General features: G+C 48.9%; 16 protein-coding genes. 7 read left to right on the top strand and 9 right to left on the bottom strand.

Features of this window, described 5'->3' with window-relative positions:
• The first annotated feature begins 61 nt into the window (after window positions 1-61).
• Entirely contained in the window at window positions 62-1,723 is a 1,662-nt protein-coding gene (locus C504_RS0105515; protein ID WP_018688315.1) for a mucoidy inhibitor MuiA family protein, read from the top strand.
• On the opposite strand, the gene C504_RS0105510 is transcribed toward C504_RS0105515, so the two are convergent.
• Window positions 1,720-2,397: a cobalt-precorrin-6A reductase gene (locus C504_RS0105510; protein WP_018688314.1), complete on the bottom strand. Its 678-nt coding sequence runs from the start codon at window positions 2,395-2,397 to the stop codon at window positions 1,720-1,722. The genes C504_RS0105515 and C504_RS0105510 overlap by 4 nt on opposite strands.
• On the bottom strand, window positions 2,394-3,524 hold the full coding sequence (locus C504_RS0105505) for a cobalt-precorrin-5B (C(1))-methyltransferase (protein WP_018688313.1): 1,131 nt from the start codon (window positions 3,522-3,524) through the stop codon (window positions 2,394-2,396). Before C504_RS0105505 ends, C504_RS0105510 begins: the two co-directional genes overlap by 4 nt.
• 57 nt (window positions 3,525-3,581) lie before the next feature.
• Between C504_RS0105505 and cobA the strand changes: the two genes are divergently transcribed.
• From cobA to cbiB, 4 genes are read left to right on the top strand one after another with little or no spacing between them, the layout of a single operon-like run.
• A complete protein-coding gene (gene cobA, locus C504_RS0105500) occupies window positions 3,582-4,445 on the top strand; it encodes a uroporphyrinogen-III C-methyltransferase (protein ID WP_018688312.1) in 864 nt (287 codons plus the stop codon).
• Entirely contained in the window at window positions 4,442-5,728 is a 1,287-nt protein-coding gene (locus C504_RS0105495; protein ID WP_026317250.1) for a cobyrinic acid a,c-diamide synthase CobB, read from the top strand. The genes cobA and C504_RS0105495 overlap by 4 nt, the downstream gene beginning before the upstream one ends.
• Complete coding sequence (gene cobD / locus C504_RS0105490) at window positions 5,728-6,714, top strand: threonine-phosphate decarboxylase CobD (RefSeq protein WP_018688310.1); 987 nt, start codon at window positions 5,728-5,730, stop codon at window positions 6,712-6,714. The genes C504_RS0105495 and cobD overlap by 1 nt, the downstream gene beginning before the upstream one ends.
• Window positions 6,715-6,737: 23 nt before the next feature.
• Window positions 6,738-7,715, top strand: a complete 978-nt coding sequence (cbiB, locus tag C504_RS0105485; protein ID WP_026317249.1) for an adenosylcobinamide-phosphate synthase CbiB — start codon at window positions 6,738-6,740, stop codon at window positions 7,713-7,715.
• Here the strand turns inward: cbiB and C504_RS0105480 are convergent.
• From C504_RS0105480 to C504_RS0105465, 4 genes are all read right to left on the bottom strand, one after another.
• Window positions 7,701-9,326: an ABC transporter ATP-binding protein gene (locus C504_RS0105480; RefSeq protein ID WP_018688308.1), complete on the bottom strand. Its 1,626-nt coding sequence runs from the start codon at window positions 9,324-9,326 to the stop codon at window positions 7,701-7,703. The genes cbiB and C504_RS0105480 overlap by 15 nt on opposite strands.
• A gap of 1 nt (window position 9,327) precedes the next feature.
• Window positions 9,328-10,152 carry an ABC transporter permease gene (locus C504_RS0105475; RefSeq protein ID WP_018688307.1) on the bottom strand — a complete coding sequence of 275 codons (825 nt, stop codon included), beginning with the start codon at window positions 10,150-10,152 and terminating at the stop codon, window positions 9,328-9,330.
• Between the two features lie 50 nt (window positions 10,153-10,202).
• Complete coding sequence (locus C504_RS0105470) at window positions 10,203-11,150, bottom strand: ABC transporter permease (protein ID WP_018688306.1); 948 nt, start codon at window positions 11,148-11,150, stop codon at window positions 10,203-10,205.
• Between the two features lie 73 nt (window positions 11,151-11,223).
• Window positions 11,224-12,702 (bottom strand): ABC transporter substrate-binding protein, encoded by a 1,479-nt coding sequence (locus C504_RS0105465; RefSeq protein ID WP_026317247.1) that lies wholly within the window; start codon window positions 12,700-12,702, stop codon window positions 11,224-11,226.
• Between the two features lie 154 nt (window positions 12,703-12,856).
• On the opposite strand from C504_RS0105465, the gene C504_RS0105460 reads away from it, so the two are divergent.
• Complete coding sequence (locus C504_RS0105460) at window positions 12,857-13,213, top strand: hypothetical protein (RefSeq protein ID WP_018688303.1); 357 nt, start codon at window positions 12,857-12,859, stop codon at window positions 13,211-13,213.
• Here the strand turns inward: C504_RS0105460 and C504_RS0105455 are convergent.
• Window positions 13,210-14,481, bottom strand: coding sequence for an acetylornithine deacetylase/succinyl-diaminopimelate desuccinylase family protein (locus C504_RS0105455; protein ID WP_018688302.1), 1,272 nt, complete (start codon window positions 14,479-14,481; stop codon window positions 13,210-13,212). The genes C504_RS0105460 and C504_RS0105455 overlap by 4 nt on opposite strands.
• A 148-nt stretch (window positions 14,482-14,629) precedes the next feature.
• Here C504_RS0105455 and C504_RS0105450 point away from each other — a divergent pair, with 148 nt between their 5' ends.
• Complete coding sequence (locus C504_RS0105450; RefSeq protein ID WP_018688301.1) at window positions 14,630-15,061, top strand: L,D-transpeptidase; 432 nt, start codon at window positions 14,630-14,632, stop codon at window positions 15,059-15,061.
• 44 nt (window positions 15,062-15,105) lie between these two features.
• Here the strand turns inward: C504_RS0105450 and C504_RS0105445 are convergent, their stop codons facing one another.
• Together C504_RS0105445 and C504_RS0105440 are read right to left on the bottom strand one after the other, a co-directional pair.
• Complete coding sequence (locus C504_RS0105445) at window positions 15,106-16,050, bottom strand: lipid A biosynthesis lauroyl acyltransferase (RefSeq protein ID WP_018688300.1); 945 nt, start codon at window positions 16,048-16,050, stop codon at window positions 15,106-15,108.
• A 9-nt stretch (window positions 16,051-16,059) separates the two neighbouring features.
• Window positions 16,060-17,088: a zinc-binding dehydrogenase gene (locus C504_RS0105440; RefSeq protein ID WP_018688299.1), complete on the bottom strand. Its 1,029-nt coding sequence runs from the start codon at window positions 17,086-17,088 to the stop codon at window positions 16,060-16,062.
• Window positions 17,089-17,123: the final 35 nt, after the last annotated feature.

Below are 17,123 nucleotides of genomic sequence, written 5' to 3'. Positions count from 1 at the left end.
TCTAATTCAGACCAAGTTTTCACGGAATGAAACGTACAGTTATAAAACTGGAGGGGTTTTCATGAAAACAATATCATTGGCAATTTTGCTTTCGACAACGATGCTTGGTTCGGCTTTTTCCGATGAGTTTAAATTTTCATCTGCTGTTGATGCTGTAACCGTTTTTCCTCGCGGCGCAGAAGTTGAGCGTGTCGCGACAGGTGAGATGAAGCAAGGCACGCATGTTGTGCTGATTGAAAATCTACCTGCGGATATTTCAGCCGATAGCGTGCGGGTGGAAGGTGTAAGCGATGGCGATATTTCGATCGGTTCTGTCGATGTGCGGCAGGTCTATCTTTCACGCAATGAAAACCCCGAAGATCGACTTAAGATAGAATTACAGATTGAAGCGCTCAATGATGAGCATATGAGGCTTGATCAAGCTATCTCGGATACGGATTTACAGCGCTCAATGTTGCAAAATCTGATTTCAAATGCGGGCAAGCCTAATCAGGGTGATGCAAGCAATGTTCTTTCCGCATTTGAGGTCGCCGATCTGCTTGATGGAGCCGCGCAGCGTCTTGATGCTTACGCCAAGCGAACGATTGATGCGCGCGCGAGCCAACGCGATATTCAGCGCCAAATTCAGGATTTACAAGGTCAGATCGCGCAGTTTGCGCCAAATGAAGAATTACGCTCTGTCGTGGCAATTAATCTTGATGCAAAAGATGCAGGGCAGGCTTCATTTAAGATCAAATATGCCATCCGCGATGCGGGGTGGCAGGCCGTCTATGATGCTGAATTATCGTTGGGTGATGGTACAGATCCCAAAATGGAAATTGTACGCCGTGCCAATGTGCGTCAATCGACGGCTGAAAGCTGGGACAATGTTGCGCTCACACTTTCAACGGCACGCCCGTCCACACGCACTGCTGCACCTGATCTATCTTCGTTTGAAATAAACCAGATAAAGCCCATGGCGCGTTCAGCATCGAAGGTTCAAGCGTTGGAAGATAGTGTGCGTTTAAGCTACGCTGATGTCGCAGAACCAGAGGTGTTGGCTGTAGCCGCACCAATGGGAAATATGGTTCAGCAAACAGCAATTATGGAAACGGGCGGCTATCAAGCGACTTATGCAATCGCGGGAAAAGTAACGATTTCCAATACAGGTGAAACCAAATCCGTGGTTATGGGCGAAGATAATTTTGATGTTGATGTGAGCGCCTATGCGGTTCCGCGTTTGGATGCGGCGGCCTATTTAATCGCTGGTTTTACACTCAAGGGCGAGGCGACCTATTTGCCGGGCCCAGTGCTGCTGTCACGCGATGGCGCTTATATTGGGCGCGGGCAAATGCCTATGCTTGCTCCCAATGATACGCATGATTTGAGCTTTGGTCAGGACGATTTTGTTACTGTTGAATTTGTTGAGACAGATAAAAAAGAAGGTGAAACGGGCCTCATTTCCGCGTCATTGACCATTGAGCGTAGAGCCGTGACAACGATCAAAAACCTCCATGGATTTCCGATGGATGTTACGATTGTGGACCGATTGCCGGTTGCCAACCATGAGGATATTAAAGTTGCCATGCTGGCCGGAACAACGAAGCCGACGCAAGAAGATGTTGATGGCAAACGCGGCATTTTGCATTGGGATTTGAATATGGAAGCCGGTACGGCGGCAAAAGTTGATTTTGGTTATCGGGTCATATGGCCAAAGGCTATGGATGTTTCCCCGCTAAATTAAGCACTTTGCCCAACAATAATAACAGGGATTTTCAAGGCGCGTGCTGCTTCAATTTTGGCATATGCGCCTTGGCCACCTGAATTGCGACAAACGATATGTGTGATGGAGAACTGCTTTAAAAGCGTAGTTTCATCTTCTATACCGCCCGGCTTTCCAATGATAATTTGATGGTTCGGCAACGACAATTGTGTGGATGGTTCATCGACCATGCGCACAATGAAGTGCACATCGCTCCGCGTTTTAAAAATATCAATATACTGACTGCCAAGCGCTAAAAGAACGCGGGTACCTATTGGAATTGCTTTGCGCGCATCTTCCAATGTGGCAACTTCAATCCAAAGATCATCTTGTGATTTTTGCCAAGGTTGGCGCGTTCTTATATCTAATTTAATGCCAGTATTCGCTGCCGCGATTTTCGCGTTTTTAGATATGTTTTTTGCAAATGGATGCGTGGCGTCGATGAGGCGCGTGACATTGTTTTGAGTTAAGAACCTAGCCAAACCTACTGCACCGCCAAACCCGCCAATGCGCACTTCGCCTGCAACGGGCGATGGTTCTTTTGTGCGTCCAGCGAGCGAAGAAATGATGCGTGCTTGCGGCAATTCCAAGACAAGTTTTTCTGCCAATTCAGCGGCTTCTTTTGTTCCGCCTAAAATCAAAATGGTTTGGCTCATGAACCCTTAAATCCGGTTTGATGAAGCACATTTCCTTTCCGGTCCACAATCATAATTTCCACATCTACGGGAGCGCCGCGCAGCACGTTCAGTGCTGTTTGTCGCGCGAGATCAGCAATTGGAGCGGTTAAGTCGATATTGTTTGTGCGAGTCAAATCAAGCGCTTGTGCCGCTGTGTTTGCATTTAGAATCTGGTCCTTAAGATTTTGATTCAAAGGTGATTTAACGTCAGTTTTTTCGGTCAGCGCCGCTAGAAAATTCATGTCGACTTGGCTGCGACCAGAGTGGAGATCAACAGCGCCTTGGGCGAGCTTGACGATCTTAGCAAAGCCGCCTGCAATGGTGATTTTATCGATTGGATGCTCACGCAAATATTTTAAAAGACCGCCTGCGAAATCTCCCATGTCGAGTTGTGCAATTGCTTCAAAGCCATAGACTTTGATGGCAGCATCTTCTGATGTTGAGCCGGTTGAGCCGAGCACATGGTTGATGCCTGCCGCCCGTGCAACGTCGATACCGCGGTGGATGGAGTGTATCCACGAAGAGCATGAAAAAGGGTGCACAATGCCCGTAGTTCCCAAAATGGAGAGACCGCCCTTTATACCAAGGCGCGGGTTCCACGTTTTTTGCGCAAGTGCTTCGCCGCCCGGAATAGAAACGGTAATTTTGAAGTTCGGCGCAACGCTTTGCTCGGCGCAAATTTCGTGCACAATATTGGTCATGAGTTGGCGTGGTACGGGGTTAATCGCTGCTTGCCCGACAGGCAAAGGCAGGCCTTCAAGCGTAATTGTGCCCACACCTTCGCCTGCTGCAAACACGATGCCTATCTCTGATGGCTCAACTGTAACGCATATCATCGCGCCATGGGTAATGTCTGGATCATCGCCTGCGTCTTTAATGATTGCGGCTTGTGCAAAGTTACGCTCAAGTTTCTCTGTGGCGAGAGCAAAAGCAGGTTGTTCACCCTTGGGCAATGTGATTGAAACTGGATCAGGAAACTTGCCAGTGAGCAAAGCGGTCAACGCAGCTTTTGTTGCAGCCGTTGCGCACGCGCCTGTTGTCCAGCCGCGTCGCAAAGGACCGTCGGGTTTTCGCAAACCGGCATCCGGTTCATCTGCTTGTGGCATATTGTTCATAAGCGTTTTATACTCTGATGAGAGACTTACCGAAAGGTGTTTTAGACAATGTCGTTACAAGCCAATATAAGCGATGCACTGCGTGATCGTCTGCCTAATTTTGAGGCGGGACATGTTTGGCTTGTGGGCGCAGGGCCAGGCGATCCGGGGTTGTTGACGCTTCATGCTGCAAATGCTCTTAGCCAAGCTGATGTCGTGATCTATGATGCGTTGGTAAATGAGGAATGTTTAAAACTTGCCTCAAGCGATGCGCAATTGGAATATGCGGGTAAACGCGGCGGAAAACCTTCGCCAAAGCAGCGCGATATTTCGCTCAAGCTTGTTGAATATGCTCAAGCGGGTAAACGCGTTCTGCGTTTAAAAGGCGGTGATCCTTTTGTATTTGGGCGCGGCGGCGAAGAAGCGTTGACGCTTGTTGAACATGGTATTCCATTTCGAATCGTGCCGGGCATTACGGCGGGCATTGGCGGGCTTGCTTACGCAGGCATTCCGGTCACGCACCGTGAAACCAACCATAATGTGACATTTTTGACGGGGCACGATGCTACAGGCATTATGCCAGATGCAATTGATTGGGCTGGCGTTGCGCGTGGCTCCAAGGTCATCGTGATGTATATGGCGATGAAACATATTGATGTCATTGCAAAGCGTTTAATTGCTGAAGGGCGGTCAGCGGATGAGCCGATTGCCTTTGTTTGCGATGCTTCAACCGACAAGCAAAGTGTTTTAGAATCAACGCTTGGCAATGCTGCTAAAGATGTGGAAGCATCTGGTCTCAAGCCGCCGGCTATCGTTGTTGTTGGCGAGGTTGTTCGCCTTCGTAAAGGGCTTGATTGGAAAGGGGCATTGGAAGAGGGGCGCACGCTTGTGCCTGACCCGCTTGGTACTCGCGCTCAAGGTCAATCTGCATGAACGGTTTTATGATCGCTGCGCCGCATTCCGGTTCTGGAAAAACAACGGTGACGCTTGGTCTTTTGCGTGCGCTGCGCACTGCAGGCGTTGCCGTGGCACCTGCCAAGGCTGGTCCTGATTATATTGATCCGGCATTTCACGCTTTTGCCAGCGGCGAGCTATGTTTTAATCTTGACCCTTGGGCGATGCGCGATGATTTGATTGATGATCTTGCGCATAAGCATGGTGAAAATCGTCTGCTCATCGTTGAGGCGATGATGGGGCTTTTTGACGGTGCGGCTGATGGAACAGGAAGCGCTGCCGATCTTGCTGAACAGCTTGGGTTGCCGATTGTGTTTGTGGTTGATTGTGCGCGTATGGCGCAATCGATTTCTGCTCTTGTATCGGGCTATTTGAACTATCGGCCCTCACTTCGGTTTGCAGGAATTGTTTTAAACCGCGTTGGCAGTGCGCGTCACGAACAGATGCTGCGCGCTGCACTTGAACCGCTTGATGTTCCTATCCTCGGCGTTGTGATGCAGGATGCAGATTTGGCGCTGCCAAGTCGTCATTTGGGGTTGGTGCAAGCACGTGAGCATAAAAGCTTGGAAGGTTTTTTGAATAAAGCCGGTGAGATTATGGGCCAAAGCCTTGATCTTGATGCTTTGACGAAGCTCGATGCACAGCTCATCACCATTGCGCGGCCGCAATTATTGCCGCCGCTTGGGCAACATATTGCGATTGCTGTCGATGATGCTTTTGCCTTTTGCTATCCGCATATGGTGCAGGGGTGGCGTTCGGCTGGTGCAGAGATTTCTTATTTTTCACCACTTGCCGATGAAGGGCCGGAACGTGAAGCCGATGCTATTTTTCTGCCCGGCGGATATCCTGAACTATACGCAGCGCAGCTTGCCGCGACGAAGCATTTTAAACGGGCATTGCGCAATGCTGCCGACCGTAAGATTCCGATCTATGGCGAATGTGGTGGCTATATGGTGCTTGGAGAAGCGATTATAGATGCCGATGGCAAAAGCCACGATATGCTGGGGCTGTTGCCGTTGAAAACAAGTTTTGAAACACGCAAGCGCCACCTTGGATATCGCAAACTCAAGCCGCTTGATGGATCACCTTGGCAGTTTGATCTTAAAGGCCATGAATTTCATTATTCCACTGAAATTAAGCGCGGTGTTGGTGAGCCGCTTTTTGCGATGCGTGATGCGCTGGGCAATGATCTCGGCGAGGCGGGTTTACGGGTTGGCTCTGTTGCTGGCTCCTACTGCCACGTGATTGATCGGGCTTCTTGATGACTAAAGTTCAGCATGGCGGCGGCATTGATCGTGCAATAGCGCTTTATGGCGGGCATAAATCTGAATGGCTTGATCTGTCTACAGGGATCAATCCTACGCCTTACCCCATTCCTGATATGCCGAATGATGTTTGGCACCGCTTGCCAGACGAGAGCCTTTTAGAGGCATGCCTGATGGCTGCACGCAGCTATTATAAAGTGCCTGAAGACGCAGCTATCGTTGCGGCGCCCGGTACGCAAGCGATTATCCAACGACTGCCTGAATTGCTGCCTACGCCAGATATTGCCATCGTATCGCCAACCTATAACGAATATGAGCGCTGCTATACTAATGCGGGCGCGCAAGTGCACAAGGCAGCTGATTTTGATGCGGCGTTGAAAGCATCAAATGTAGTTGTGGTCGGCAATCCTAATAATCCTGACGGGCGTAGTGTTGGTGCAGATAAAGTAAAGCAAGGTGCTCTCTCGGGCGCACAAATTATCGTTGATGAAGCTTTTGCTGATGTCGCTCCAGATTGTTCGCTTGTGGGTGAGGCAGGCGGCTCCGGTTTGCTCGTGCTAAAATCATTCGGCAAGTTTTTCGGGCTTGCTGGTTTGCGTCTTGGGTTTGCGATTGGTGAGACAGCTAAAATTGATGCTTTGCGTATGTCGCTAGGTCCGTGGGCGGTGTCCGGCCCAGCGCTTTTTATAGGCGAAAAGGCCATGCGCGATAGTGTGTGGATTAATGAAGCGCGTTCGACCTTAAGTGCAAATCGCAAGCGGCTTGAGGCGATGCTAAGCGCCTATGATTTTGCAATCGAAGGCTCTACAGATTTGTTTGTTACGGCCTCACGTTCTGATTCAAGTGATGTTGCTAAGGTGCTGGCGCAGAATCATATTCTGGTGCGCGAGTTTGACTATGCGCCGGAATGGATACGTTTTGGATTTCCACCTCATAATAATGACTTTGCTCGTTTGGAAGCAGCGCTTACGCAAGCAGATTAAGAGAGCAGAAGCACGAAATGATATTGGGAACTTCAACATTTTTGATCTTGCTCATCGCGCTGATCATTGATCGTTTTGTCGGCGATCCTGACTGGCTGTGGCAGCGTTTTACCCATCCTGTTGTTGCTTTTGGCGCCGCGATTTCATGGGCGAATAAACGCTATAATCGGTTCACGCTTTCTGCCCTAGACAAAGAAAAGCGTGGCTTTGTTGTTATCGGTTTTTTGATGATTGCATCTGTCATAAGCGGGTGGATCATGTCTGAATTATTGCTTCGCTTGGGTGCTTTGGGGCTGGTTCTCGAGGCGATCACCGTGGCGATTTTTCTAGCGCAAAAGAGCTTGTCAGACCATGTTGGTTTGGTTGCCAAAGGGCTTCGAAAAAACGGATTAGCGGGCGGACGTTTGGCCGTTTCTATGATTGTTGGGCGCGATCCTCAGACCTTAGATGAGCCTGCCGTTTGCCGTGCTGCGATCGAGAGCTTGGCAGAAAATGCATCGGACGGTGTTGTTGCACCTGCGTTCTGGTACGCGATATTTGGCCTGCCAGGATTGCTTGCTTACAAAATGTTGAACACCGCAGATTCCATGATTGGCCATTTGAATGATCAATATCGCGATTTTGGCCGCGCATCGGCAAAACTGGATGATCTGGCAAATTATGTGCCTGCGCGATTAACCGGTGGGTTGATCGTCCTTGCTTCAACACCGCCGCGCTGGATTTTTAACCTCAAAACGATGCTTCGGGATGCATCGCTGCACCGTTCACCGAATGCGGGTTGGCCAGAAAGTGCGATGGCAGCAGCGACTGATTTAGCGCTCGGTGGCCCACGTATTTACGCAGGCGACATTGCTGACGAACCCTTCATGAATGATAGCGGCAACAAAAGCGCTTCAGCAGGTGACATTGAACGCGCCATTGTTATTTATTGGCGTGCGATGCTTATCGGGACAATTTTATTGGCGGGGCTCGTGCTCATTCAACACTTAATTGTTGGCTGAGCGCCGTTCTATTGCCTGTTGTAAATCGGGCGTTGCATCAACAAGCATCTGCGCTGCCTGTGTTTGTGGATTGTCGAGAATATCGGCTGTGCGGCCTTGTTCAACAATTTTTCCTTCGTCCATCACCATAACTTCATGAGTAATAGCGCGAGCAACACTCAAATCATGGGTGATGAACAAAAACGCGATGCCAAGATCGTCATTGAGCTTTGCTAGCAAATCCAACACTTGCGCACGGATTGAGACATCAAGAGCTGACACGGGCTCATCTGCGACTATGAGTTTTGGCCGTGTGATGAGCGCACGGGCAATAGCGATGCGCTGGCGCTGGCCGCCGGAAAATTCATGCGGATATTTTTTCATCGCATCAGCCTGCAGGCCAACTTCTGTAAGCGCACCTGCAATGCGTTCACGTTTTTGATTTCTTGTGAGATTCTCATCTTCAAGAAACAATGGTTCTGCAACCAGCCATTCCACGGTTTTTCTGGGATTAAACGAGCCGTAAGGGTCTTGGAAAACAACTTGCATATGACGCCGGCTGGCGCGCATAGCGTTGTCATCAAGATCGGTGGTTACCTTGCCATCAAATTGTATCGCTCCGTTTGTTGGCTTGCTGAGGCCCAATATCATGCGCGCGAGCGTAGACTTGCCGCAACCAGAACGACCGACCAATCCAACTGAACGTCCATTCGCAATGGAGAATGAAACATTGTTGACGGCGGTGAAATCTGGCGCGCGTGAAACGAAACCTGTTCTGCGCCCATTATAGGTTTTGTTGAGCTCGTTGATTTGGAGCAGGGGCTCTGCGGCCGGTTTTTGTGCGCGGTTTTGCCAAGCTGGAATATGGACAGAGGCTTTTGCAAGCTGCGCAGTGTAGGGATGTTTTTGCTCTTTGAGAACTTGAACGGTTGGCCCAGTTTCTTCCACCACGCCTTTACGCATAACAGTAATGTCGTCGGCAACATCGGCAACGACACCCAAATCATGACTGATCAAAATGAGCGCCATATCATTATCAGCAACCAGCTCTTTAAGCAGGTCCAATATCTGTGCTTGCAGCACAACATCAAGGGCTGTGGTCGGTTCATCCGCAATCAGCAGCTTAGGGTTCAGCGCTGTGGCGATGGCGATCACAACGCGCTGGCGCTGCCCGCCAGATAGTTCGTGCGGATATCGATCAAGCGGGTATTTCGATGAAGGTAATCCTACGCGGTCGAGCATATGACGCGCACGTTCTTCGGCCTCGGCACGCGATACATTTGTGTGCCAGCGGATACCTTCGCTGATTTGTTCACCGATCGTTTTAACCGGATTGAGCGCTGTCATGGGTTCTTGAAATACCATGCCAATTTCGTTTCCACGCAACGAGCACATGGACTTTTCGCTCATATTTAAGAGATCTTTGCCATCGAACTCTATCAGCCCGCCGAGTTTGCAGACTTTAGGTAAAAGCTGCATCACTGACAGTGCGGTGAGTGATTTTCCAGAGCCACTTTCACCAACAATGCCAACAATTTGTTTGCGCTCTACCTGCAAATCAATGTCGTGCAAAATCTTAGTTTCAGCGACTTTTAGGCTTAGATCTTTGATTTTTAAAAGAGGTGAAGCCATGTTAGCGCTCCCGCTGTAATCTTGGATCAAGCAGGTCGCGAAGACCATCCCCAAGCAGGTTCAATCCAAGGACTGTCACAATGATAGCCACGCCGGGAATAATCGCCATATGAGGGGCAATTGACATCATCGTTTGCGCTTCATTGAGCATACGCCCCCAAGACACATCCGGTGGTTGTGTGCCCAATCCGACATAAGACAGGCCAGCTTCTGCCAAGATGCCAAGCGAGAATTGGATGGTGCCCTGAACAACCAAAATATTTGTAATGTTTGGCAGGATATGTTCGCGGGTAATGCGTACAGCGCCTTTGCCAGAAGCGCGCGCTGCTAAAATATATTCACGTGACCAGATGGAGAGCGCTGCACCGCGTGCTACGCGGGCAAAGACGGGAATATTAAATATACCGATTGCGATGATGGCATTGGTGGCACTGGGGCCAAAAATCGCAGTAATCATAACGGCTGACAACAGCGCAGGAAAAGCAAAGATAATATCTGATGAGCGCATCAGTAATTCATCAACAAAACCGCGCTTGGCAGCTGCCCAGCATCCCAACGGAACGCCGATTAATATGCCAATGCCGACAGCAAAAAAGGCAACAGCAATGGAGTTACGCGCACCCACCATAACCATAGAAAATATATCGCGTCCAAAATGATCTGTGCCGAGAAGGTAAGTGAGGTTCGGCGCTTTAAGGCGGTCAGCTATGATGAGCTTAGTTGTGTCAAACGGCGTCCAGACAAAGGATATTAGCGCGATTGCGAGAATAAATCCGGTCAAGAAAATGCCGACCAAAAAGTTTTTATTGCGCAGGGCGTTTTTCAAAATGTGCGCCAGCCTTCAGCTTCAGCGTTGTGTACTTGATCATTCATCGATCATCCCTCCCGTCTTAGGCGCGGATCTGCCCAAGCATAGGCAAGATCGACAAGAAAATTGATGAGAATGACGGAGGCAACAAGCAGAACAACAACGGACTGCACCACCATCAAATCAAGGCGCTGAATTGATTGAAACACAAGACGTCCCAATCCAGGTAGATAGAATACATTTTCAATAATGATCGTTCCGGCGAGGAGGAACGCAAATTGTAACCCCAAAATGGTCAAAACAGGAATAAGTGCATTGCGTAGTGCATGGTGCCATAGCACGTGTTGTGCTGTCAGCCCTTTTGCACGCGCTGTCCTAATGTAATCCTCTGCCATTGTGTCTAGCAGTGCAGAGCGCGTTACCCTTGATAGAATAGCCGCCTGCGGCAAGGCGAGGGCTATTGCGGGCAGTAGCAATGATTTTAGTGCTGGCCAAAGCCCTGTGTCCCATCCTGGAAAGCCACCAGCGGGCACAAGCCGGAATGAAATCGCAAAAATATAAACCAGCAAAATCGCGAACCAAAAATTGGGAATAGCAATGCCCACTTGGGTGATTGCCATCGCGGTTGTATCTGTTGCGGTGCCGCGCCGTGACGCAGTGAAAATGCCAACCGGAATTGCGATCACAGTCGAAAGTGTCAACGCTATGAGAGCCAATGGAAGGGATACAACAACACGCTCAGCGATGAGGCTGCCGACTGCAGCGCCATAAGTATATGAGTAGCCGAAATCACCAACCATCATACCGCTCATCCAATTTAAGTACCGTTGAAGAAGCGGAACATCGAGACCGAGCTGACTGCGAAGCGCCGCTATTGAATCGTCTGTTGCATTAATGCCGAGCATTAATTGTGCCGGATCACCGGGAATAACTTGCAGCATTGCAAAGATGATTACACTCGCCACCCAAAGTGTGAGCAAGACGATTAGCAATCTTCGCACGATGTAATAGGCCATGGTCAATCCAATGCAGAAAGGAACACACGATGATTGGGAGGATACATTGCTGCACCCTCCCAGTGAGTGGACATCATTCGGACCAGCTAACGCCTGTCACGTCATTTGCTTGAACCGGTGAGTTTTCCCATAGGCCGTTCAATTTAGCGTCCCAAACGCCATTCTTAGCCAATTGGAAAAGATAAACATTTACAGCATCATCGGTGATGATCTGCTGAGCCTGACGGTATAAATCAAAACGTGCTTCTTCTTCAGCTGTGACGTTCAGCTTAGCAATGAGTGCTTTGAAATCAGGGTTTTCATATTGGAAATAATAGTCATCGCGGGCATAGATATCGATGTCATTGGGTTCGGTATGTGACACGATAGTCAGATCGTAGTCCTTGCCTTTGAAAACCTGCTCCAGCCACTGACCCCATTCCAGCGGAATGATTTCCAAATCAATGCCAACTTCACGTAATTGAGAGGCAATGATTTCGCCGCCGCGACGTGCATAAGATGGTGGTGGCAATTTTAGCGTTGCTTTTATACCGTCTGCAAATCCAGCCTCGGCAAGCATCGCTTTTGCTTTTTCTGGATTATATTCATAGGTCTCTGACAACTCTACATAAGCAGGGTTGTGCGGCGCAAAATGCGTGCCAATCGGCGTGCCCAGACCAAACATTGCACCATCAATAATCGCTTGGCGGTCGATTGCATGTGCCATCGCGCGGCGCACCATTATATTATCAAATGGTGGTTTTTTATTGTTGGTCGAAAGGATCGTTTCACCTTCGGTCGAGCCTATGGCAACGATAAAGCGCGGATCTGCCTCAAACTGCGCGATAGCTTCTGGCGCAGGCAAATTTGGAAATGCTTGAACATCGCCGGCCAAAAGCGCTGCAGTGGCAGCAGCAGGATCAGGAATAAAACGGAAAGTTACTTTGTCGAGTTTTGCCTGCTCGCCCCAATAATTTTCGTTACGCGAAAGAGTAATTGCTGAGCCGCGCTGCCAGTTATCTAGTTTAAACGGGCCAGTACCTACAGGGTTTTCTTTATTGGTATCTGCGCTTTCAGGCGCAACAATTACAGCGTCGCCCCAGCCCATATTATAAAGAAATGCGCCAGAAGGTTCTGATAATGTTACAACAACTGTTGTCTCGCCCGTCGCTTCAACTTTTTCGATTGCTGAAAAAAGTGCCTTTTGAGCGTTTGTTGAATCTTCAGCGCGTGCACGATCAAGCGAGAACACCACATCAGAGGCATCAAGTGTCGTGCCGTCGTGGAACGTTGCACCTTCACGCAATTCAAATGCATAGGACAAACCATCTTCAGAAATTGTCCACTTTTTAGCGAGCCCTGCCGTTATTGCACCATCAGGACCAATACGGGTCAGGCCTTCAAAAACATTGGCATAGACAACTTCGTCAATGGCTGCAGCGGCTTCTGCTGTTGGATCAAGACCTGGCGGCTCTAGCACCATGCCAATGGTCAAATCCATGCGGGCTGCAAGTGCAGAAGATGAGAATAGGATGGCGGCTAATCCACCGAGTAAGATAGGACGTAAAGTCATTGAAATTCCCCCGTTAATTAAAAAAAGTCTAAGCAGGAAGGCCCAGCTTTGAAAAGGCTTGTCTTTTATTTTAACCAATAAGCCCCGTCTTTATGCAACTAATCATGGATTATTTTGTTATATATAGTCTGATTAAGAAACCTAGGAGGGGATTATGTTTTCAATTTATTCAATATCATCCGTGTGGCTGGCAATTATTCTTGGCGGCATTATCGGCTGCGTAGCGACCGCATTTGTTGCTAATGCGCTTAAAGGTGTTCCGGTTAAAGCGGTTGCAGGAAACTGGGCAAAACATGTTTGGTCGATCATATTTATGGTTCCTGTACCATTGTTAATAGGCTTGCCTGCCGGATGGATCATTGCATTCTTATGGTTGGTTTTAGCGCCTACAATTGCTTCGAAAATATATTTTGGCCCAAAAGATCTTCCTTTTATAACGCTTTGTACATTTCATGCCGGTTTTGCTGTTGCGGGATTGATTATCTACGCGCTCCTATCCCGCACTCTTTAAAGTTTATGTGATAAAAGCACGTGGACTGCATTCGCCATAACTTTAGCGGATTGCACCATGTCCTCGATGCCAATCCATTCGTCTGGCTGGTGCGCTAGATCAATCACACCTGGCCCATAAGCAATGCAGTCATGCAAGTGACCAATGCGAGCAATGTGTTTTTGATCATATGTGCCCGGTGAGATGACATAGTCTGGTTCTTTGCCAAACTCATCGCGGATTGCGTCTGCAACAGCCCGTACAACAGGCGCATCACGGTCTGTCATTGTTGGTTCAACAGACCAGAGTTCGCGCAATGAATAATCGAATTTAGGGCGGCTCAATTTTAGCTGATCAAGTATGCTGACAACTTCATTGCGAACGTCTTCGACGTTTTCTTCCAATAGATAACGGCGGTCGATGGTCATCTTACAGCTGTCGGGAACATTGGGTGAGGGTAAGCCAGTAAAGCCATCCGTCTGCCCGCCCTGAATACCATTGATATTCATTGTCGATTTACGAGCACCTTCAGGGACCACAGGCATTTCAGTTTGTTTTTGTGCAAGTGCTGGAAAGAGATCTTGCTCAAAACGCTCCATTACAGCGCCCATATGGCGCACGGCGCAATCGCCCAGAAACGGCATTGACCCGTGTGCGATATGACCGTGCGTCTCAATTTCTGCCCACCATACACCGCGGTGTCCAAGGCAAATACGGTCTTTGTTGAGTGGTTCAGGAATGATGACGTGATCAACGCGCGGCTTTGAAAACATGCCTTTTTCAGCCAGATAGGCGACACCGCCAAAGCCGCCGGATTCTTCATCTACCGTGCCAGAAATTTCGATTGCACCTGAAAAATCAGGAAAGCACCATATATAGGCTTCGGCAGCGATAATAGAGGTCGCCAAGCCCCCCTTCATATCACAAGTGCCGCGCCCAATGATTTTCCCATCATGAACGGCTGCGCCGAAAGGATCAAAAGTCCAGCCAAATCCTGGCGGAACAACATCGATATGGGAGTTGAAGTGAACGGTTTTTCCCGGACGTTTGCCTTCGCGTCTACACACCACATTGATGCGGGGATATGTATCGGTATGGCCTGGATAATCGACGGCTGTGAAAAACTCACAATGAAAACCGGATCGTTTCATCCGCTTTGCAATATATTCGACACACGGCCGATAAGCATCACCGGGAGGATTGATCGTCGGAAAACGAACCAAGTCTTGAGTTAGGGCGACTAAGTCATCGCGTGAATCATTTATATATTTTGAAAGATGCTGTAACATAAATATATACTGCCTAATGTTTAATATTGTGCAAGTAAAAAAGCGAAAGAAAAGATGGCGTTAACGATTTAATTAGCTTTTTTTGACCTTTTTAAAAATCTGACGTAACGTAATTTTGGGGAAGGTTAAGTTCGTTTAGGAGAGTTAAATGGGGAAGTTATTAGGCGCAATTACATTGTCGATTGCAATCGTTTTATCGGGTGTCAGCACATCCTTGGCTGCGAAGTTGGTTGCCTATGTAGATATTTCAAGTCAGACGATGACGGTGAAAAAGAATGGCAAAACCATGCACCGCTGGAAGGTCTCCACGGGCAGGAAAGGTTATAGAACGCCGCACGGTACTTATAGTCCGAAGCGCATGCATAAAATGTGGTACTCGCGAAAATATGACAACTCGCCGATGCCATATTCAATCTTTTTTCGCGGCGGGTATGCAATTCACGGCACGAATTATGTGAGCCGATTGGGCCGCGTGGCATCGCATGGCTGTGTTCGCCTAAAAACCGCCAATGCAAAACGGCTTTATGATCTGACACGTCAAGTTGGCGCTCGTAATATGCGCGTTGTTATCAAGCATTAATATTGGTTGTGGCGGTCTGATGTTGAGTGACCGCTCGCCCTATATTATTTGCTTGGATTTTCAGAATTGCTAATCCAGCGCCGGTGCAACCACATCCATTGTTCCGGCGTTTCGCGGACCCAGCGCTCAACAACGTCGTTGAGCATTTGGGCTGATTGAGCAACATCAACTTCATTATTGTCGTCGCGTGGCAAAACCAGTTCTTCTTCTAAGATCAAGCGGAAGCGGCCACCGGGAAGCCGGATGCAGCGGGCAGGGTATACGGGCACATTAAACTGGCGCGCAAGTTTTGGTAGCAATGGGTTCGTGCGCACTGGGCGGCCGAAAAACTCACTGACAATGCCGCGCGCGAATTTTTGATCAACCAAAACGCCAACCGATTGGCCGTTATCGAGCGCACGCGCAAGTCCCCAAGCAGCACCGGCCTTTGATGGCACAAGGTGCCCCATTTCAGTGGTGCGTGATGCGAGCAAACGTTCTGCAATATATGGATTGTTCGGCGGTCTAAACAGGGCTGTTACTTCAAGACCATAGGTTGCGGCACAAATTGGAAGAAGTTCGAAATTGCCGACATGACCGGTAAAGAAGATGCACGGCTTGCCTTCGGCATGAAGGCGGCGAAAAATATCTTCGCCCTCAACTTCGACAAGACCGACTTTATCTGAGTCAGGGTCATAATCAAAAAGCTGATCTAGATAGATATATTCGGAAATTAGGCGTCCAATATTGCGCCACATACCGCGTGCGATTTTTTTTATTTCTGCATTGTCCTTTTCAGGAAAGGCTTGAGTGAGATTTTCGATCACCATTTTATGACGTGGCAGGAAAGGCCCGATGAACTGCAATAGCTTTGCGTTGAGTGTCATTGCCGATTTCATTGGCAATAAACGCAGCGCGCCAAGCATTGCAAAAGACACTTTTGCCTCAAGCCAATAGCGCACATGCTTTAGCTTTGTTTTGGCTTTGAATATCTGGATTTTCCAGCTCATGAGTACTTATCAGGAAACGCGTAGAATAATTTTGCCAAACACATCGCGTGTTTCCATACGCTCAAGTGCTTTGCCAATGCCTGCAAAATCAACTTCAGTGTCGATAACAGGATGCACGATACCGCGTGCCATTTTCTGCATAGCATCTTCCATATTGCGCATATTACAGCCGAAAGACCCGATAAGGCGCAATTGCTGCTGGAAAAGCATCATAAGGTTCATGGATGTGGAGACGCCTGATGTTGAGCCGCAAGTGACAAGTCTGCCGCCGCGCTTCATGCAAAGCATTGAGCCTGCCCAAGTGTCTGCGCCCACATGTTCGAACACGACATCGACGCCTTTTTTCTTCGTCAGCTTGCGTACAACGCCTTCAAACCGGTCTTCGCGGTAATTGATAACGTGATCAGCGCCGAGGGTTTTTGCTGGTTCTATTTTCGCGTCAGAGCCAACGGTTGTGATGACTGTGCAACCCATCTTTTTGGCAAGCTGAATTGCTGCTGAGCCAATGCCAGAGCCGCCAGCATGGACAAGAACTGTTTCACCCGGTTCAAGTTTAGCATTGTCAAAAAGCATGTGCTCGACGGTGCCAAAAGTAATGGGTGAGACAGCTGCGCCAATTTCATCAACGCCGGGAGGGGCAGCGACAAGATTGCGCGCTGGCATATTGACCAATTCCTGCGCAAAGCCATCTAAGTGGAAGCCATGCACGCCGCCAACATGTTCGCAGTGATTGTCGCGGCCTTCTTTACATGCGCGGCAAAGGCCGCAGGTGCGTGCACCAAAGATGGAGACAAGCTGGCCTGGCAAAAAGTTAGAGACGCCTGGGCCAACAGATTCAACAATGGCAGAGGCTTCTGCGCCAACGGTGAGGGGCAATTTGCGTTTTGCAAAAGCCATGCCGCGCCATCCCCACACATCAATATGGTTTAGTGCTACCGCTTTAATACGTAGTTGAACTTCTCCCAGACCCGGTGCATCCGGTTCCGGTACTTCAACAAGTTCAAGTTTACGGTCTTCGACAAGCTGTAGCGCGCGCATTAGCCACCTATTATTGTTTAACTGTTTGACGAAAG

The organism is Ahrensia kielensis DSM 5890 (assembly GCF_000374465.1).
Lineage (GTDB): Bacteria > Pseudomonadota > Alphaproteobacteria > Rhizobiales > Rhizobiaceae > Ahrensia > Ahrensia kielensis.
This window is presented reverse-complemented; position numbering and strand designations above follow the sequence as displayed.

Coding starts and splice junctions, on each gene's coding strand:
- cobD (WP_018688310.1), top strand. CDS start 5,728: ATGACTAAAGTTCAGCATGGCGGCGGCATTGATCGTGCAATAGCGCTT.
- C504_RS0105465 (WP_026317247.1), bottom strand. CDS start 12,702: ATGACTTTACGTCCTATCTTACTCGGTGGATTAGCCGCCATCCTATTC.
- C504_RS0105480 (WP_018688308.1), bottom strand. CDS start 9,326: ATGGCTTCACCTCTTTTAAAAATCAAAGATCTAAGCCTAAAAGTCGCT.
- C504_RS0105515 (WP_018688315.1), top strand. CDS start 62: ATGAAAACAATATCATTGGCAATTTTGCTTTCGACAACGATGCTTGGT.
- C504_RS0105460 (WP_018688303.1), top strand. CDS start 12,857: ATGTTTTCAATTTATTCAATATCATCCGTGTGGCTGGCAATTATTCTT.
- C504_RS0105445 (WP_018688300.1), bottom strand. CDS start 16,050: ATGAGCTGGAAAATCCAGATATTCAAAGCCAAAACAAAGCTAAAGCAT.
- C504_RS0105510 (WP_018688314.1), bottom strand. CDS start 2,397: ATGAGCCAAACCATTTTGATTTTAGGCGGAACAAAAGAAGCCGCTGAA.
- C504_RS0105455 (WP_018688302.1), bottom strand. CDS start 14,481: ATGTTACAGCATCTTTCAAAATATATAAATGATTCACGCGATGACTTA.
- C504_RS0105505 (WP_018688313.1), bottom strand. CDS start 3,524: ATGCCACAAGCAGATGAACCGGATGCCGGTTTGCGAAAACCCGACGGT.
- C504_RS0105440 (WP_018688299.1), bottom strand. CDS start 17,088: ATGCGCGCGCTACAGCTTGTCGAAGACCGTAAACTTGAACTTGTTGAA.
- C504_RS0105495 (WP_026317250.1), top strand. CDS start 4,442: ATGAACGGTTTTATGATCGCTGCGCCGCATTCCGGTTCTGGAAAAACA.
- C504_RS0105450 (WP_018688301.1), top strand. CDS start 14,630: ATGGGGAAGTTATTAGGCGCAATTACATTGTCGATTGCAATCGTTTTA.
- C504_RS0105470 (WP_018688306.1), bottom strand. CDS start 11,150: ATGGCCTATTACATCGTGCGAAGATTGCTAATCGTCTTGCTCACACTT.
- cobA (WP_018688312.1), top strand. CDS start 3,582: ATGTCGTTACAAGCCAATATAAGCGATGCACTGCGTGATCGTCTGCCT.